The following is an 18,263-nucleotide window of genomic DNA, read 5'->3' on the forward strand; positions in this document are numbered from 1 at the left end:
GTCGTTCTTTCCGTGGGTATAATGAAGATGAAGTAAACGAATTTATTGAGGAAATCGCTGAAGCAGTTGAAGCAGCGCAAAAAGAAAAGGAAAAATTACAGCAGGAATATGAAAAATTATTACAGGAGAATGAAGAATATAGGCGGAAAGTGAACGAACTGTCCCAATATGCAAAACACTTAGAGGGAACTTTAGAAGAATGGAAAAAACAATTAGAAATCGAGAAGGAACTGACTCGTCGAGAATCACAAATGCATTTAAAGGAAGCTCAGATACGTGGGAATCGAATTGTTGATGAAGCTTTGAAAAAAAAGAAAGAAATCGAGGTCAGTTACTCGGAGCTCAAAGAAAAATATCGGTTGTTTCAGATTCGTTTTAAATCTCTTCTTCAGACTTTTATTGACAGCATTGACTGGAAAGAGCAACCAACCGATATGAACGCCCCTGAACCGGAAAAAATCGATCAAAACCCGATTCATTCTCCCGAAGATGCCACCTCATTTTCTTTTCGGGATTTGGAAGATGAACAAAAGTGATGCAATTTAAAGGAAGAAATTGTCCCGGGAGTTGTTTCGTTATTTTTCTAATCAGTTGTTTCGGTTTTTTATTGTTAGATCGGTTAACCAAATGGTGGGCGCTGAATAATTTAACCGACCGAACCATCCAAATCATTCCTGGTTTTTTTGATCTCACTCTGCGAAGGAATGTTGGAAGCGCTTTTGGAATTCGCCTTTTAAATCCACCTGCCCATTTAATTATTACCATAGCGATAAGCATTGCTTTTCTTTATTTCATGCTCCGATTTCTTGGCAACTGGAAATGGTGGTTTTTTTTAGGAGCTGGTTTGTTTTTGTCCGGAGCTTGGGGAAATCTCATCGATCGTTTACGTTGGGGATATGTACTCGACTTTTTTGAGCCATCATTCTGGGCGACTTTCAATATCGCCGACTTAGCAATTATTGCTGGTTTAGTTTTGGTTTTTATTCAAATCTGGATTCAGGGTTCAGCAATTGAAGAAACAAAAAATCAAGGTGTATGATAATGAGTTTTGCCGGATTGATGTCTGGCTGCATAGAAATTTCCCAGATTTTTCCCGATCGGCATTTTCAAAGCTTATAAAACAAGGTTTGATAAAAAAGAACCAGGAAGTTATATATAAACCGAGTAGTGAAGTCCGCCCTGGCGATATTCTTGAAATCACCTGGCCAGTCGATGCACGACACACCTTAGAGCCTCAAAATCTACCCTTAGATATCATTTATCAAGATGATCATATTGTGGTGATAAATAAAAGAGCCGGAATAATCGTTCATCCAGTTCGTCCTTTCCAAAAAGATACCCTGATCAATAGTTTGCTTTTTCATGGGATTGAACTGTCTCGTTATGGAGCTCCGCTTCGTCCGGGAATTGTTCATCGCTTGGACCGGGATACCTCGGGTGTTTTGGTGATTGCCAAGACCGATCGTGCCTATCTCGAACTGATCCAAATGTTTAAAAACCGAACGGTCGAGAAATTTTACTTAGCTTTAATAGAAGGACAGTGGAAGGGGATTAAGCAGGTTGATTTAGCCATTCGGAGAAATCCACGGGTGCCCTGTTTGATGAAGATTTCGTCAAGTGGTGGAAAACCAGCACTGACTGAGATAGAGCCTCTGTGGATTGGTGATTCATATTCTCTTTTGTTGGTCAAACCTCGGACCGGACGAACTCATCAGATTCGAGTCCATTTAAGTTCTCAAGGGTATCCGATTGTAGGGGATAAGTCCTATGGAAGTAATCGTTCCGGTGAGATAATGAAACGTCAAGCTTTACATGCTTTTCTCATAGCCTTTTCCCATCCAGTTACCAAGACAAAAATGTTTTTTGCCGCTGCCTTACCCAGTGATTTTCAAGAAGCCATAAATAAAATTTCAAATTCTATGAAGATTATCGGGAATAGCAGGAATTACGGTTAAATTTTTTTCGTTGCGGAAGATCATTTTCCCTAAACCGGCATGAGGAAGTGTTTTTACGTTTTTAATAGGTGTATACATAACAATTACCGAAGTTTCATTCCGAAGAGAAGAGTAATACCCAGCAATTTGAGCGGCCAGGAAAAGGTCTTCAGTAAGCCTCTCGGGCTGGTTGGATATTCTCAGTAAAACATGCGAACCAGGAAAATCTCTTACGTGAAGCCAATAATCGTCTCGGGATGAAAAACGGGTAACTAATAAATGATTGGCTTTTTCATTTTTTCCAACCAAAATTAAATTTTTCGATGGAGTAAGGAATTTTATAATACCCGGTTCAAAAAATCCTGATTGGGTTGAATTATTGTCATCTTGCTCTTGGTGGAGCGGGGCTTGGTCAAGGTTTATGAGTTCCTTTTCAAGGATTTTTTTACGGAATTCCAGCTCTTCTTTTTTCTTTTTTAGTATTTGATTGCGAGTTTTTGATTTTCGATATTTTCGAAAATAGAGCTGCATGTTTTGATTAATGGAAAGAAGAGGGTCAATCTCGATAAAAACTTCTCCTGAATTTCCAGTGAGAAGGTTGGCTACCAAAAATCCTTTGGGTTGTTTTTTAATAATATTTAATTGCGGATAAAGTTTCAAAAGGTTTCCCCGGGTTAATAGCTCAACCAGCTGATCCTCGCTAACCAGAGATTGACCAACTTTCAATAATTCTTCTTTAATGAACAAAAGTTCTTTTTCGATAAAACTTTTCTTTTTGTTTTTTTGACTGAGAAAAGCCTGTAAACTCCAGTAGGTTTGAGCGAAGTATTTTACTGCTTCATTGAGGTTGGGGAAATCATGGTGAGGAAGCTGAGCATAATGCTGTGTTGACAACCAAAATATTCCTAAGGGAAAATTATCCTGCGGAGAGATATAGACGGAAAAAACCAAATTTTGATTAAAAAGTGGTCGAAAGATATTTTGAAGACAGGTGCTTAAGAGCAATTGAAGATTACCAGCATTGAATCTGCTGTTGACTAAACACTCAGCTATTATCGTTGCCAAGAAAGGTCCAGCACCATCAATATTTTTTAAAAGCCATTTTGGTAAATCATCATCTTGCTTTGGAATTGGAAATTCGGCTTTTTCCTGAACCAAGAGGAGTGGATCTATGGCATTTATTTTAAGCGGAGGAAGCTGATACGGTTTTCCAACGACAATGGTGCGGAAACGGTTCTGTTGAGGACCAACTATTTTTTGACAACCGAGTATATAAGAAGGGTTGTCGGCGGTCGTTAAAATACAATTAGCGTTTCGTCCGGTTAGCTCACAATAAAGATAAAAGAGGTTTTTTTCTTCCCAAATTTTTTGGTTCTGAAAGGTTAAACGGATTACCCGGTCCCATCCCATTTGTTCGAATCCGATTATTTTAGCTCCAACCAAATATTTATTGAGAATCTGCACCCAGGCTGATTCTTTGATTTTTTTCATAATCGGTTTTTGCTGAGAATGGTAAAAGAAACAAATTTCGGGATGAGTGGATAGGACTAAAAAACCCGGTTGGTTTCGAGAGCGAATCTCTAAACAAGTTTCTCGGTTTTCAGTAAGGGTAATTTTTTGTACCCGAGCTCCTTCCACAAGGGGGGAAACGGTTTCAATTTGAAAGCGTAAAGGAATTCCTTCCAGTATTCTCATCGATTCGGAGTCCTGATTTTGTTGACACGATCAATAATATTAAATAATATTATTCCAGTTGTATAATTGCAAGCTTTGTTTTCATTCCCAGTGAATACGGCTCAAATTAAAGATTGAAATATTATGTTCAGTCATCAGTATTAAAAAGTAAAGGAGACCATGGGTAAAATAATTTTCTTCTTTGGAAAGATGTCACATTGCTGCGGAGAGAGTGTTTAAAAATCGTTTTATCCAATAATTAAATCACGTTCCCATAAGGTGATAATAGCGGGGAACTTGGTGATATATCTAAAAAGATTTAAGAAAGGTGAAAAAATGAAAAGTATGACAGGATTTGGGCATGCTGAAGGTGAGGGTACGATTGGATTTTATCGAATATCCATCAAAAGCTTTAACCATCGCTTTTCAGATATTAATTTACGGCTTCCCCGTGAATTATGTGTTTGGGAAGAAAATTTAATATCTTATCTTAAAGAACGGGTATCTCGAGGAAAGGTTGAGTTAAAGCTTAACTTTGAGCCCAGTGAAGAAGCATTTTCGGTTGAAGCCAATACGCTTTTAGCTAAAGCCTATTTAAAAGCTCTTCATAAATTGAGCAGCGAATTGAACATTCCTTATGAAGCCGACCTGCGGGATTTAATGCAAGTTCCGGAAATTATCAAACTTAAAGAAGACGATCACCGCTGGCTTGATGAATATCAGCGGTTTTTCCCAATATTTAAAGAAGCAGTGGAAGCTTTTCTACAGTATCGGTTACGAGAAGGAGAAAAGTTGCAGCATGACCTTATACAGCAAATGGAAAAATTTCGAGAATTGATATCAATGGTTGAAGAGAAATCAAAGAATATCCCGGAGTACTATCGGGAAAAGCTTAATCAGAGATTAAAAGAAATCATTTCCTCAGTTCCGGTAAACGAAAACTTATTAGCACAGGAAATAGTATTCTATGTTGATCGAAGTGATATTCACGAAGAAATTATCCGTTTGAAAGCTCATATTTGTCGGTTTGATGATATTCTTTCCCGTCAAGATTCAATAGGACGTGAACTTGAATTTGTATTGCAAGAAATGAATCGTGAAGTGAATACAATTGGTTCTAAGACTTCAAATGTTGAAATATCTTCTTTAATTATTGATTTAAAAACGGTATTAGAAAAAATGAGAGAGCAAATTCAGAATGTGGAGTAAAAGATAGTTATGCCCGGCCTTCTTTTTGTTCTTTCTGGACCATCTGGTGCTGGAAAAAGTACCGTAAGAAAGGCGGTAATGGAACAGTGTGAAGGTTTAAAATATTCTATTTCTTACACGACCCGCTTAAGACGAGAAGGAGAACGAGAGGCAATTGATTACTATTTTGTCGATGATGAAACCTTTCAGCACATGAAAGAGAACCATCTGTTTATTGAATGGGCCAAGGTTCATGGTAACTTTTATGGAACACCTCGTTTAAAAATGGAGGAGTGGTTGCAGAGAGGATTTGATGTCATATTAGAAATTGACGTACAGGGAGCTCTCCAAGTAAAAAGAAATTACCCTCAGGGAATTTTTGTTTTTATTGCTCCACCATCCTTAGAAACTCTTGGAGAACGCCTTCGTAATCGTAAAACTGATCGAGAAGATGTTATTTATCTGAGGATGATGAATGCTTTGATTGAAATGAAATCGATTCAGGATTATGATTATTTGATAATTAATAATGTTCTTAAAGAAACCGTTCATAAATTCCATTCAGTTATTATTGCCGAGCGTTGTCGTATTCGTTATGGAGATGATGAGACACAAGAACTTTTATCAGAATGACATTTTTTCTTACTTATGTTTATCATGACCTGGAGCAACGCCCTTACATTTTTATATTATTTGTAGAAGCTTGATTTATCAAGCCCGTTTTTTTTCAGGATAAAATAGATAGATTGGAGTGAAATTATGCTGTCCATTGATGAATTGATCAAGAAAACTGGGAACCGTTATTATTTAACCACCCTGGTGGCTAAGCGTTCCAAACAACTTAATCAAGGTGCCAAACCTTTGATTGAAAATCAACAACCAGCCAAACCACTTTTTATTGCTTTAAAAGAGGTTGCTGAGGATAAAATTAAGTGGTCTAAGGAAACGGCATGAATATTTATTATCCACCGTTGTTTTGGAAGAATAAAAAAATTCTTTTTGGAATTACTGGTGGAATTTCTGCCTATAAAGTAGCTGGTTTTATCAGCCATCTGGTTCAAGCAGGATCGGATATCCAAGTCATTATGACTGAGGCAGCCAAGAAATTTGTAGGAGAAAATACCTTCAACGCATTAACCCGTAGGCCGGTTTATTCCAGTCTATTTGAATCCGGCGAAAAAATTCTCCATATTCATTTAATGAGAGAATATGATTATTTGGTAGTTGCACCAGCAACTGCGAATATCATCGGCAAAATGGCCGGGGGAATTGGTGATGACCTGTTAAGCAGCTGTTTTTTGGTTGATCCGAAGAAAATCATTTTAGTTCCGGCTATGAATGTTGACATGTGGGGTAACCCAATCGTGCAAGAAAATTTAAAAAAACTCATTGCGATCGGGGTACGGGTCATGAATCCCTCTTCCGGATCTTTAGCTTGCGGTGAAACCGGGGCGGGGCGTCTTCCCGATCAAGAGGAGTTTATAGAAAACCTTTACTACTTCCTTAGTTCTTATCGATCTCTACAAGGGAAAAGAGCATTGATTACTGCCGGACCAACTCGGGAATATATTGATCCCATCCGTTATCTAACCAATTCTTCCAGTGGCCTGATGGGCTGTTCGCTGGCGGCTGCTGCTCGAGCCCATGGAGCCGAGGTAACTTTGATTGGTGGTCCAATGTCGGTGAGAATTCCATCCGGAGTTGATTACCTTCCAATCGTTTCAACCCAGGACTTAGAAACTGCGACTCTCAAACAATTTGATAAAATGGATATTTGTATCATGACCGCTGCGGTTGCTGATTATCGACCTTCAATTACCTCTCCAATAAAGATAAAAAAGCAGGGTAAAAGTGAAATTGCTCTAAGTTTAACTCAAAATCCTGATATTCTTTCCGAACTAGGCCAAAAGAAAGCAGCTCAATTATTAGTCGGATTCTGTGCTGAAGATGGAGATATTGTCTCGGAAGCTCGTCGAAAATTACAGCAAAAGAATTGTGATGTGATGATTGCCAATCGTATTTTACCAGGAGAAAGCGGTTTCGAAGTGAATAAAAATAAAGCTTGGCTTCTCAATAAGAATGGTGCATTGATTGATATTCCTTTAATGGATAAAATGGAATTGGCTGAAACGATTGTGAACTACCTGGTTTCTCTTTATTTTACATGAAAATGAATTCGGTATCGGTTGCTCTTCCGCTTCCAGTCTACAAAGTGTTTAGCTATCGTATTCCTCAAGAGATGAGCGATAAAATTCAGATTGGAACCATTGTTGAAGTTGAATTTCATGGATCACGCCGTTTTGGATGCGTTTGGTCGTTTGATTCAGTTCAAAATGATAAAGAATACGAATTAAAAAGCCTGCTTTCCTGTCTTCCGCTTGAACCCTTAGCGGACTGGCAGATGGAATTTGCCAAAAGAATTTCAAATCAAACCTTTTCCAGTCTTGGAGAGGCACTGGCTCTCTTTGTTCCCAAGTATCAATTGTCGTGGGAGAAATGGACCAGTCAGCGAATATTTTTAATAAATGAAGATGACGAATATTTTCTTGATTTGAAAAAGCATGGTGTTGATCCCATTTCCCAAGGAGTGAATTTATTTATTTTTAAAGATTTATTGGGACTCACTACTCAAAAAATCAATCAATTGATAAAAAAGAATCGGATCAAGGTTGTTGAAGAAGACTATAAGAAAAATCAATATAGCCTTCCCCCGCAAAAATGGAATAAAAAATGGTGGCAAAGGGGAACTATAGCCGAGAGTTTGAATCTCTTGGGAGATCTAATCAAAGATAGCTTCGATCGAGGCTTAAAGATCTTCATTTTATTTCCCGGTCCAAAAATTTTAGATTATTTTATGGAAAATTTAAAAACTAATTATCCCTTGGCTCGTTTTCTTTCTTTCGATGGAAGATTAACAGCCCGAAAAAGAATGCTTGCCTATCAAATGGTAAGAGAAGGCTATTTTGACGTTTTGTTGGGCACTCGTTTGGCTCAATTTTTACCAATTCATCAAATTGGTGTTCAGGTCTTGTTTGATCCCGACGACTTTGGTCATTACTCTGATCAGCAACCGCATTATCATTCTTTTCATTCGTTAATTGAGAAAGTTAGTATTACTGGTGGGGATCTGCATATTATTGGAACCATACCCGATCTAACCCTTTATTTTGGATTGCAGGAAGGATATTTTGAAACCCAAAAAGGACAAGTAAAACAATTTACCAAAGAACAGAAGCTGGAGCTAGTAACCTATGAACAGAAAAAGACTATTCTCCCACAATTGGTACAAAAAGCCATTGCTCAAAATATAACCAACCGGCAAAATAGCATTATCTGGGTTCAAAAAACAGGATATTCGGTTGCTTTGGGTTGTTCCGATTGTGGTTTTTATTATTCCTGTTCCGATTGTGATGTAGCCTTGAGATTTTACCGGAAAGAGAGGATTCTTCGCTGCCCTCGGTGTGGGAAAAAAGTTATCCCCGAAAGCTTTTGTCCGGAATGTCATGGGCCCTGGATGAAAACTTGGGGTGATGGTATTGAGAAAGTTTATCAATTTTTAAAAAGGATCTTCTCAGGAGTACCCATAGTAAAAATCGCTTCTGATCAAGAAAGAAGCGAGCTGGATGTAAAGGGCGAGGAACCGTTGATTATTGTTGGAACCTCAGCAGCTTTACATGAAGAACTTTTAGCTCACTCGACTCTTTTTATCATTCATTCCTTTGAAGATTGGTTATTTTTGCCTGAATTTCAAGTACGGGAAAAATTTTATCAAAATATCCAGCGAGCTCTCTATTTTTTGGGAGCAGCAAAACCACCGAAGAACAGAGTTCTTATCGAAACTTCTAAACAATATCAAAAATATATTGACCCATTTTTCCTTCCGCCTGCAGAATTTTATAAACAAGAATTGGAAAAAAGAAAAAAATATGGATATCCTCCCAGCCAGGGGCTTCTTCAGGTGATAGCTCGTTCAAGGAATAAGTTAAATCGTGAAATGGTTTTAAATAAAGTAAAAAACGAATTAAAGGTTGATCAGTTTATAGTTGATGGTCCTTTTCCTGGAGATAGTTACCTCAAGAAATCAGGATGGAGTGATCAATTGGTGATAAAGTTTGAACCATCGGTTTTGAGCACCCTTTATAATAAAGTGACAGCTGTGGTTCAAGCCAGAAAAAGCACTGGTGTTGAAGTTGATTTTAAAGTTTATAATACTCTTCCTGGTTGGGTAAAGGATGACCCCCGATAAGACTTTGTGCCAATTTATGACAACCGATGGTAAAGATTGAGTAGTTTGGTTAACTCCTTTCTTCATAGGTTAATTTGCTCCTTCTTTCTTGATGGGAGAAGGTTGGGATGAGGGTGAAAACCTGGTTTTGAATCCAGGTTTAGTGTTTTAGAATTAAATTAATAAATTATGGTATTGTTGGTTTGAAATATAAGAAAAAAAGGTGATATCAATGGCGGATCTGAATATTGAGAAATATGGAAGCCAAATTTTGAGGCAAAAAGCTGAACCAGTTCAAAATATTGATGACAAAGTCAAAAAAATCATACAGGATATGTACGAAACTCTGCATAAAAACTCTGGCTTGGGATTAGCTGCCAATCAAGTGGGAATTCTGCAGCGCTTGGTTGTTTTAACGAATCCAAATACTAACCAAGACATGGCTTTCATTAATCCCGAGTGGAAAGAGGTCGATCCAGAAAAAGAAATTGGAGAAGAAGGGTGTTTGAGTGTTCCTGGAATATTTTCAAAGGTCAACCGGTTCCAGAAAATTCAAGTTACTACCCAAGATGTTCAAGGAAGGCAACTGGATTTTTTTGCTGATGGCTTATTGGCACGGATCATCCAGCATGAAATTGATCATCTCAATGGTATTCTCTTTATTGACCGTTTGAGCCCAACTCGTCGTTTGGTATTGGCTAATAAATTATCAAGAATAAATACAAATGGTGATCATGAATGATAAAAGTAGTTTTTTTAGGAACAACCCCCTTATCGATTGGAGTGTTGAGCGCTCTTGTCGATGCCCAGTATAATATTGCAGCTGTTATTACCCAACCCGACCGTGAGTGTGGAAGAGGAAGAAAATTAACCGCTCCACCGGTTAAAGTTTGGTCCCAAGATCATGGGTTCAAAGTTTTACAACCAGATAAAGTGAATCGGAAAGATTTTTTAGATGAAATTAATAAAATTGCTCCCGACATTATGATCGTGGCTGCCTACGGACAAATCTTACGTTCATCGCTATTAGAAATTGCTCCTTTCGGGTGTATAAACGTGCATGCTTCGATGCTTCCTCGCTATCGTGGTGCTGATCCAATCCGCTGGGTAATTTTGAACGGTGAAAAAAAGACCGGTGTCAGCATCATGTTGATGGACGAAGGAATCGATACCGGGCCAGTTTTAGCAACCCGTGAAGTGATGATTGAAGATTCAGAAAATAGTATTACTTTAGAAAATAAATTAGGTAAAATCGGTGGAGAATTGTTAGTGGAGGTTTTGCCTGCCTGGATTGAAGGAAAGATCAAACCGATTCCACAATCGAATGAGCAAGCGAGCTATGCAGGAAAAATTCCGAAAGATCTTTATCAAATCAAATGGAATCGTTCAGCTGAAGAAATCGTTCGCCAAGTCAAAGCCTTTGCTCCCTGTCCAGGAGCTTTTGGATATTTTCATCAAAAACGCCTAAAAGTCATTAAAGCTCACGTTTATAAACAAAAGGAAAAAGTGAAAGCCGGACAAATCATTGGCTATGAACCTAAGGTTGGATTATTGGTGGGAACTGGTAAGGGGATATTGGCGATAGAAGTATTACATCCAGAAAATAGAAAAGTTCAAACCGGACAGGAGTTTTGCTGTGGATACCGTATTCAACCTGGAGATCTATTTCAGTAGGAGGTGTACGGAAGATGTTTTATCCTTTTGATTACACATTTATTTTGTTGATACCGGCACTCATCCTGGCTTTTTATGCCCAATCAAAAGTGAAAAGCACTTATGCAACTCTTTCGAAAAAACGTTCTCGGGCTGGTTTGAGTGGATTTGAAGTTGCCCAACAGCTAATTCAACAAAATAATCTTTCCCTCCGGGTTGAAGAAACCCCAGGGCAGCTAACCGATCACTATGATCCATCTCGGGAAATACTCCGGCTTTCTACCGGTGTGGCTAGGGGTGGTTCAATAGCAGATTATAGCATTGCTGCGCACGAGGTTGGGCATGCATTACAAAAGCGCGAGAAATACGGGGCTTTTGCCTTGCGTTCCATTTTGGTTCCAGTGGCCAGTATCGGTTCGCAAGCCGCCTTTCCGCTCTTTTTTATAGGGTTAATCTTTTCTTTTCGATTTCTTATGGATATTGGAATTATCTTCTTTAGCTTGGCGGTTTTATTCCAGGTGGTTACTCTCCCAGTAGAATACGATGCCAGCCGTCGAGCTTATGCAGCCCTAACCAATTCTGGTATAGTTGCCGTGGATGAGCAGCCGGATATTAAAAAAATGCTCAATGCTGCAGCGTTAACCTATGTTGCTGCAACCGCCATGGCTGCCTTACAATTATTGCGTTTAATTCTTCTTCGTCAAAGCCGGGATTAAAAAGCAAAAGCATTGACCGGTGAGGATACCGTGTGTGGTAAGTCAAAAGAGCTGGAACGATTTCAACTCCCCTCTCTGCCTTTAGTTTTTTTGTCCCTGATGGGTGAGATTAAGGCGAAAGGGGGCAGTATTTTCTATCTTCACCAATTGAAATTGTAGCAGGAGAATTAAACTAAATAATTTAAAAAAAGAATTGAAAGGAATTATATTCATAAAAGTGAATGTTCGTTTAGAAGCTTTTCGTATTTTGAATCGACTTTTTCGTGGGGAACAAGTTTTTTTAGATAAAGAATATTCAGCATCAATAAAAACTGGCGAGCTTTCAATTCCCGATCGTTCCTTTTTAGTTCATTTAGTTCGAGGAATTGTAAAATTTTATCCTCAGCTTCAAGAAATCGCCTCAACTTATCTTCAAAAACCTAAAAGTCTTCCCAAAAAGGTTCAAATTATATTGTATTTAGGACTTTTTCAACTGGCAGTAGATACTCGCATTCCCGATTATGCCGTGGTGTCGGAGACTGTTGAATTAGCTCGTCTTACTCATTCTCATCCCTGGATTAAACTGGTCAATGCCATCTCACGTAAAGCTGCGGCGGAAAGAATCCGTTGGTGTAAACAAGCCGAACACTGGGGTATGGTTCTTCCCCAATGGTTGGAAGAATATTGGAGGATTTACTTAACCAGGGGTGAAATGAACCAACTTAAAAAATCCTTGGTTCTTCCGCCAGTTCTTTATCTTCGAGTGAATTCATTGAAAACCAATTCTCAAAAATTGATTGAAACCTTATCAAAAAAATATTCTATTGTCGTAAATTCACTGCCCATGCTCCCCAATGCTCTAAATACTCAATTGGATTATTCTCAATTAGTTGAAACCGATGAATACCAAAAAGGATATTTTTCTATCCATGATTTCAGTTCTCAGATCATGGTACATCTTTTTGCCCCAAAGCCAGGTGAGAAGATTGTTGATATTGGTTGTGGTTCGGGCGGGAAAACTTTAATGATGGCCCAGATTATGAAAAATCAGGGTTGTATACATGCAGTAGACGTCCATCCGGAAAAATTAAAAACTCTTGAAGTTCTCGCTCATCGTCAAGGAATTGATATTATCCAAACCCTTGCAGCTGACGCAACCCAGCCCCTTCCTCAAGAATTATTTAGTTCCGATCGAGTTTTTGTTGATGCTCCCTGTTCCGGTTGGGGAACGCTGCGAAGGAACCCCGAAATTGGAATTTTAAGAAATAAGTCTGATAATCAATCTCTCGCTGAAAAGCAGTTTCAACTTTTATGCCAAGCCTCTGCATTAATTAAAAAAAATGGTATTATATTATATTGTGTTTGTACCATGACTCCGGAAGAAACCGAGGGAGTAGTTGGAGCCTTTGAAAAACTTAAACCAGAGGAATGGGAAGTGAATTTGCCTGGAGATAGCCAGTTGCAACCTGAATTGAAATCAACGATCTTAACCGATGATAAATCATATAGGATATGGCCTCATTATTTTAATTCCGATGGGTTTTTTGGGAAGGCTTGGAGGAAACTGTGACTGCAAAAAGGGTAAAAACACCGAACCTTTTTTTACGAATACTCCTAACGGTAATTGCCTTTGGCTTGGGAGTGGTTCTCAGCGGTTTTTTTGGATTAATGCTCTTGCAGTATTCTGTCAATGCGACATCATTATCAGTGCCGGATTTCCGTAACCAAGACTTGGTTAGTGCAGTGAATTTGGCATCAAAAATGGGTTTGCAAGTAGAAGTAGCCCGAGTAGAAAGCCGGTCTGACAGGATGGCAAACCAGGTATTGGAACAAGATCCACTGCCGGGAGCTGATGCCAAACGAGGAAGAAAAATCAGAGTTGTTGTGAGCGGACAAACTGGACAAGCCCAAGCTGGGGGAGCAGTTGTCGCTCCAACTGAAGCCCAAGAAGTCAAGATGAGTAGAGTGCCGGATGTCCGGGATTTAAGTTTAAATGAAGCCCAAAATCTGTTAGAGACGAACGGATATCAACTGGGTCGAGTGGTGGAAGTGACTCATGAAGATGTATTAAAAGGAATGGTTATATCACAGGACCCACCTGCCGAGAGCACTCTTCCTTTAGGTAGTCAAGTCAGTCTTTTAATCAGCAAAGGCGGTACGGCAGCGATAGCTGCAACTCCACCAGCAAAAATATTGGTTCCTGATTTAATTGGTTTAAAAGTTGAAGAAGCCAGGCGGCTTTTGGCAGAAATGGATTTATCGGTTGGTCAAATTGAAGAAGTGGCCATGCCGGAAAGAAATCCCGGTATTATTATTGGCCAAATGCCAGAATCCGGCCAGGAAGCTTCTGTCGGCCAGGCAATAAATTTTCAGGTCGTGCAGGCTATTCAAGATTTACAAGATTTAAGCCTTCGATTTGCTTTACCCGATGCCAGAGTTCCAATTACTGTGAGGATTGTAGTGAATGATGAATTGGGAGAACGGGTGGTTTACGAAGAGCAACATCAAGGTGGAGAAACGGTGGAAATTTTATCCCGAACCAAGGGGAAGGGGAAAGTCCTGATTTATTTAAACGGTTATTATTATTGGGAAAAAGAATTATAAAATGCTTGAATAGGTGGTGTTTATGGCAATATTAGCCCCTTCAATTTTATCTTGTGATTTTTCTCGACTAAAAGATCAACTCCTCATGGCTCAAGAGGGCGGAGTAGAGATGATTCATATTGATGTCATGGATGGGCATTTTGTTCCCAACATTACCTTTGGGACCTTAATCGTCGATGCAGTTCGGAAAATACTGCCGAAAGCTTTTCTGGATGTCCATCTCATGATCCAAAACCCCCAGGATTGTTACCTTGATTTTATTAATGCTGGTGCTGACAATATTAGCTTTCATCTGGAAGTTGTCCCCGATTTTGATTTCTTAATCAATCTTATTCAGAAAGCTGGTGCCAAGGCTTCATTGGCTGTTGCTCCTGGCACACCAGTGCATATGCTTGACCAGATTCTCCCAAAATTATATCTGGTGTTGTTGATGACCGTTAACCCGGGTTTTGGAGGACAAAAAATCATACCAGGTATGGACCAGAAAATTATTCAGTTGAGGAAGAAAATTAAATCGCGAGGTTTGAATACCTTAATTGAAATTGATGGTGGTATTCATGAAAACAATATTGAATACTTAGCATCTTGTGGGGCATCGGTTATTGCTGCTGGTTCACTGGTGTTTTCCGATGAGAACAAAATTACCCAAAAAGTACGTGAGATCTCTGACAAAATCAAGAGGTTTTAATAGCGGTTTAGAGGAGATTTCTGATTTTTTGAAAATAAAAAAAGCGTAAGTTTTCTTACGCTTTTTTTATTTTACCAGCCTTCAGACAAGAAGTACAAATGTTCATTTTTGCCGAATGACCATTAAGCCGTACTCGGACTTTCTGAATATTTGGTCTCCACATTTTTCTTGTAACCCGGTGGGAGTGGCTGATCTTGTTTCCAAAAACCGGTTTTTTTCCACAAACTTCACAGATTGCCATTTTGAATCCAACCTTTCTCGTCATTTTTCAAGTTTCGACGAGTAATATAGCACAAAGGAAATAGAAAATTCAACTCATTCTTACCAAGGGATAAAAATCTTTCCGTTGTCTTGGTTCTCATATCAGGTTACAATACCCTCGGGTGTTTTTAAAATGGAGAAGGATAGAGATCGACTAAAAAAAATCATTGAACAAGAATCTCAACGACTGGATAATCAAACCGTGTTCGGGGGATTTAATCAATATGTAAAAAAAATGATCCAAAGCCTATCAATTCCAGTTCCTGAGGAAATATTCTTAAGTGTAAATAGGTATCCCCAAATGTCAAAACCAGCCAGGAGCATTTTTCTGAAAAACTTGGAAACCTGCATTATAGATGGACACCAACCGCAACCTTCTGCCTCTCAACCTTCATCGCCTATAAAACCGGTCGATTTCCAGCTTTCGGTTCGAACCATAAAAGGAGTTGGACCAGTTGTTGAAAAACAGCTCAACCGTTTAAATATTTATACCCGAGAAGACCTCATTCTTTATTTTCCTCGTCATTACCAAGATCGAGGGCAGATTATTCCCATTGCTAAAGCGGAAGGTTCAGGATTACAAACAGTATTGGGGAAAGTGGTTCGACACGATCGGATATCTACCCGGAGAGGACGATTGTTGAAAGTAGTGATTCAAGACCAAACCGGGCAAATTTCTTTAGTTTGTTTTAATCGTGATTTTTTGGCTCGAATTCTCACGCCGGGGAAAAAAGTGCTCATCACCGGTTTTTTTCAAACAGCTTATGGAAAGAAAGAAACCAGTCGCTTTGAGTATGAAATAATCGATTCCGAAGATATTCAATATGAATCCATCCTGCCGGTTTATGGTTTAACCGATGGACTCAACGCCAAAAAATTACGTTCTCTTATCGATATAGCACTTAAAACATCCTTAGCCGCTTTTCAAGATACTATTCCTAAACCTATTCAAGAAAAATATAGTCTCCTAAGGAAGCCTGGGGCAATTTTAGAACTTCACCATCCGAGCCGATCCTCAATTACTGAACTGAATAAGCATCGTTCTCGGTCGCAGGTTACGCTTATTTTTGAAGAATTTCTTCTTTTTGCTTTAAGTCTAAAAGTTAGAAGGCATCAAATTCAGGCATTACAGGTTCAACCCATTGTTCCCGACTTCACATTCATCAACCGTTTTATTCAACAACTTCCTTTTGAATTGACGTTAGCTCAGAAAAAAGTATTAAAACAAATAGAAAATGACCTGACCAGTGGGAAAATAATGAATCGGTTGCTCCAGGGAGATGTTGGTTCGGGAAAAACCTTGGTCGCCATCATTAATGCTCTATATATTATAAAAGCCGGACAGCAGGTTGCTATGATGGCCCCAACCGAAATCCTCGCCGATCAGCATTATCAACGGTGGAGTCAAATATTAAAAGAGTTTGGTATTGAAGTTAGTTTAATAACCGGTGGTCAAAGTAAGGAAAAAAGTGAAATAATAGAGAAAATCGGAGAAGGCAGGGTACATTTCGTTATTGGGACTCATGCCCTGCTGGAAGATTATGTTCAGTTTAATCGATTGGGATTAGTCATTGTCGATGAGCAGCATCGTTTTGGGGTAAAACAACGTTCCCGATTAAAAGAAAAAGCCGTTGTTCCTCACCTTTTGGTGATGTCGGCAACTCCCATACCCCGAACCTTAGCCTTAACTCTTTACGGGGACCTGGATGTTTCGGTTCTTGATGGAAAACCAATCGGGAGAAAACCGGTTGAAACAGTTGCTTTTTCTATGAAAGAACAAAAACAAGCCTTTCAACGAGTAGGTTCCTTTTTGGAGAAGGGACAACAAGCTTTTGTAGTTTGTCCGGCAATTGAGGAAAGTGATCTTGAATTAAGCAACGTATATGAAGTTTATGAACAGCTCCAAAAGAAATGGTTTTCCCACTCTCAGATTGAGTTGATACATGGAAAACTTCCTTCAAAAGAGAAGGATGATATTATGGGTCGATTTTCTCGGGGAGAAATTCAAGTCTTGGTAGCAACCTCGGTGATTGAAGTGGGGATCGATGTGCCCAATGCCAATGTGATGGTCATTGAAAATGCCGAGCGCTTTGGTTTGGCACAGCTTCATCAATTGCGGGGGAGAATTGGTCGAGGAGATCAAGCTGGTTGGTGTGTTTTGCTATACCAGGGGAAGAATCAAGATATCCAAAAAAGAATGGAAATCATGGTCAATACCGATGATGGATTTCAAATTGCCGAAGAGGACCTCAAAATGAGAGGACCGGGAGAATTTTATGGGGTAAGGCAGTCGGGAGTTTTGGAATTTCATTTAGCCGATCCTTTTCGGGATTGGAAAATTTTGGAAAAAGCCCATCAAGAAGCTGATTTGATTCTCCAGAATGATCCCCGACTGCAGAAACCGGAAAATCAAATCCTCAAGAAGGAAATTGAAAGACGGTTTTTCCAATTTTTACCGGAAGAACTAATGATCGAAGCCTAAGAGGAGATGTTATTGTAGTTGAGTTGGGCGCCCCCAGTTTTAAAATATTTTTTACCAGGGTTTGGTATACACAGTCTTGAAATTTTAATCAATTTATATTATCGGTTTTTTTGTTAATTCATCAAGTATTTATTCAAACAGGAAGGTCTACCATGGGATACTTGTATATAACCGGAGGTTCGATAAGAAATCGAAAAATTATCGGGCCTCAGAATCAAAAGACTCGTCCGATGCAGGCATTTCTTCGAAAAACCTTGTTTGATTTAATGCCGTTATCGTTGAAAAAATCTATCATATGGGATATATTTGCTGGATCAGGAGCGATAGGCCTGGAAGCGTTAAGTCGAGGAGCTGGCAAGGTTTTTTTTGTCGAAAAGGATATAAAAATGACCACCGTGATTGGAAGGAATGTTAAGCTATGTGGTTTTCAAGAGCAATCCCAAGTTCTATTAGCGGATTTTTTCGACTTAAAACGCTGGGTTTCCAGAGTCGAACCGCCAGAAATCGTCTTTCTTGACCCTCCCTTTCCAATTAATCCTGTTGAAGTATTGGAAAAAATGTATAATTTATTTGAGTTAGTAAAAAACAGTTTAATTGTTATCCGTTTTTCAAAAAAATCCAACCCTTCGCTCGAATGCCCTTTTTATCGGGTAATTATTCGCCGAGCTTACGGCGATAGTGCGTTATTGTTTGGTAGCTTTGAATAAATAGGAGGAGCTGCCATTAGGTTGAGGAAAATTAGGATACTTAAAGGAAGGAAGAGGTATATTGATAGCGATTTATCCTGGTAGTTTTGATCCGGTGACCAATGGACACCTTGATATTATCATTCGTGGAAGTAAAATATTTGATGGTTTGA

At 39.0% G+C, this 18,263-nt stretch carries 19 protein-coding genes; 17 read left to right on the plus strand and 2 right to left on the minus strand.

Annotated elements, in window-relative coordinates; translation table 11 throughout:
- The 3 genes from PLK24_RS02085 to PLK24_RS02095 all read left to right on the plus strand — a co-directional run.
- Positions 1-536 (plus strand): DivIVA domain-containing protein (locus PLK24_RS02085; protein ID WP_324476088.1); only part of this gene is annotated, 536 nt, incomplete at its 5' end.
- Complete coding sequence (lspA, locus tag PLK24_RS02090; RefSeq protein ID WP_324476114.1) at positions 536-1,039, plus strand: signal peptidase II; 504 nt, start codon at positions 536-538, stop codon at positions 1,037-1,039. The genes PLK24_RS02085 and lspA, both read left to right, overlap by 1 nt.
- The gene (locus PLK24_RS02095; RefSeq protein ID WP_324476089.1) at positions 1,011-1,955 is read left to right on the plus strand and encodes an RluA family pseudouridine synthase; all 945 of its coding nucleotides are present in this window, start codon (positions 1,011-1,013) and stop codon (positions 1,953-1,955) included. The genes lspA and PLK24_RS02095 overlap by 29 nt, the downstream gene beginning before the upstream one ends.
- On the opposite strand, the gene PLK24_RS02100 is transcribed toward PLK24_RS02095, so the two are convergent.
- Positions 1,911-3,629: an Rqc2 family fibronectin-binding protein gene (locus tag PLK24_RS02100; RefSeq protein WP_324476090.1), complete on the minus strand. Its 1,719-nt coding sequence runs from the start codon at positions 3,627-3,629 to the stop codon at positions 1,911-1,913. The two genes, PLK24_RS02095 and PLK24_RS02100, sit on opposite strands and share 45 nt — an antisense overlap.
- Positions 3,630-3,944: 315 nt before the next feature.
- Here PLK24_RS02100 and PLK24_RS02105 point away from each other — a divergent pair, with 315 nt between their 5' ends.
- The 11 genes from PLK24_RS02105 to rpe all read left to right on the plus strand — a co-directional run bounded on the left by PLK24_RS02105 (position 3,945) and on the right by rpe (position 14,661).
- Positions 3,945-4,817, plus strand: a complete 873-nt coding sequence (locus PLK24_RS02105; protein WP_324476091.1) for a YicC/YloC family endoribonuclease — start codon at positions 3,945-3,947, stop codon at positions 4,815-4,817.
- A gap of 9 nt (positions 4,818-4,826) precedes the next feature.
- Positions 4,827-5,429, plus strand: coding sequence for a guanylate kinase (gene gmk, locus PLK24_RS02110; RefSeq protein WP_324476092.1), 603 nt, complete (start codon positions 4,827-4,829; stop codon positions 5,427-5,429).
- 126 nt (positions 5,430-5,555) lie between these two features.
- A complete protein-coding gene (rpoZ, locus tag PLK24_RS02115; protein ID WP_324476093.1) occupies positions 5,556-5,750 on the plus strand; it encodes a DNA-directed RNA polymerase subunit omega in 195 nt (64 codons plus the stop codon).
- Positions 5,747-6,964 (plus strand): bifunctional phosphopantothenoylcysteine decarboxylase/phosphopantothenate--cysteine ligase CoaBC, encoded by a 1,218-nt coding sequence (gene coaBC, locus PLK24_RS02120; RefSeq protein ID WP_324476094.1) that lies wholly within the window; start codon positions 5,747-5,749, stop codon positions 6,962-6,964. Before rpoZ ends, coaBC begins: the two co-directional genes overlap by 4 nt.
- A 2-nt stretch (positions 6,965-6,966) precedes the next feature.
- Positions 6,967-9,042 carry a primosomal protein N' family DNA-binding protein gene (locus PLK24_RS02125; RefSeq protein ID WP_324476095.1) on the plus strand — a complete coding sequence of 692 codons (2,076 nt, stop codon included), beginning with the start codon at positions 6,967-6,969 and terminating at the stop codon, positions 9,040-9,042.
- A gap of 211 nt (positions 9,043-9,253) precedes the next feature.
- Entirely contained in the window at positions 9,254-9,763 is a 510-nt protein-coding gene (def, locus tag PLK24_RS02130; protein WP_324476096.1) for a peptide deformylase, read from the plus strand.
- A complete protein-coding gene (fmt, locus tag PLK24_RS02135; RefSeq protein WP_324476098.1) occupies positions 9,760-10,695 on the plus strand; it encodes a methionyl-tRNA formyltransferase in 936 nt (311 codons plus the stop codon). Before def ends, fmt begins: the two co-directional genes overlap by 4 nt.
- Positions 10,696-10,709: 14 nt before the next feature.
- Positions 10,710-11,390, plus strand: coding sequence for a zinc metallopeptidase (locus PLK24_RS02140; RefSeq protein WP_324476100.1), 681 nt, complete (start codon positions 10,710-10,712; stop codon positions 11,388-11,390).
- Between the two features lie 217 nt (positions 11,391-11,607).
- On the plus strand, positions 11,608-12,939 hold the full coding sequence (locus PLK24_RS02145) for a transcription antitermination factor NusB (protein ID WP_324476102.1): 1,332 nt from the start codon (positions 11,608-11,610) through the stop codon (positions 12,937-12,939).
- The gene (locus PLK24_RS02150; protein WP_324476104.1) at positions 12,936-13,973 is read left to right on the plus strand and encodes a PASTA domain-containing protein; all 1,038 of its coding nucleotides are present in this window, start codon (positions 12,936-12,938) and stop codon (positions 13,971-13,973) included. Before PLK24_RS02145 ends, PLK24_RS02150 begins: the two co-directional genes overlap by 4 nt.
- 22 nt (positions 13,974-13,995) lie before the next feature.
- Positions 13,996-14,661 carry a ribulose-phosphate 3-epimerase gene (rpe, locus tag PLK24_RS02155; RefSeq protein ID WP_324476106.1) on the plus strand — a complete coding sequence of 222 codons (666 nt, stop codon included), beginning with the start codon at positions 13,996-13,998 and terminating at the stop codon, positions 14,659-14,661.
- 55 nt (positions 14,662-14,716) lie between these two features.
- Here the strand turns inward: rpe and rpmB are convergent, their stop codons facing one another.
- A complete protein-coding gene (gene rpmB, locus PLK24_RS02160) occupies positions 14,717-14,902 on the minus strand; it encodes a 50S ribosomal protein L28 (protein WP_324476108.1) in 186 nt (61 codons plus the stop codon).
- A 153-nt stretch (positions 14,903-15,055) separates the two neighbouring features.
- Here rpmB and recG point away from each other — a divergent pair, with 153 nt between their 5' ends.
- The 3 genes from recG to PLK24_RS02175 form a co-directional block, all read left to right on the plus strand.
- Complete coding sequence (gene recG / locus PLK24_RS02165) at positions 15,056-17,404, plus strand: ATP-dependent DNA helicase RecG (RefSeq protein ID WP_324476110.1); 2,349 nt, start codon at positions 15,056-15,058, stop codon at positions 17,402-17,404.
- Positions 17,405-17,556: 152 nt separating this feature from the next.
- On the plus strand, positions 17,557-18,111 hold the full coding sequence (locus PLK24_RS02170) for an RsmD family RNA methyltransferase (RefSeq protein WP_324476112.1): 555 nt from the start codon (positions 17,557-17,559) through the stop codon (positions 18,109-18,111).
- A 58-nt stretch (positions 18,112-18,169) separates the two neighbouring features.
- Positions 18,170-18,263: adenylyltransferase/cytidyltransferase family protein (locus PLK24_RS02175; RefSeq protein WP_349770639.1), on the plus strand; the 94-nt coding region annotated here is incomplete at its 3' end.

Source organism: Atribacter sp., assembly GCF_035418125.1.
GTDB classification, from domain to species: domain Bacteria; phylum Atribacterota; class Atribacteria; order Atribacterales; family Atribacteraceae; genus Atribacter; species Atribacter allofermentans.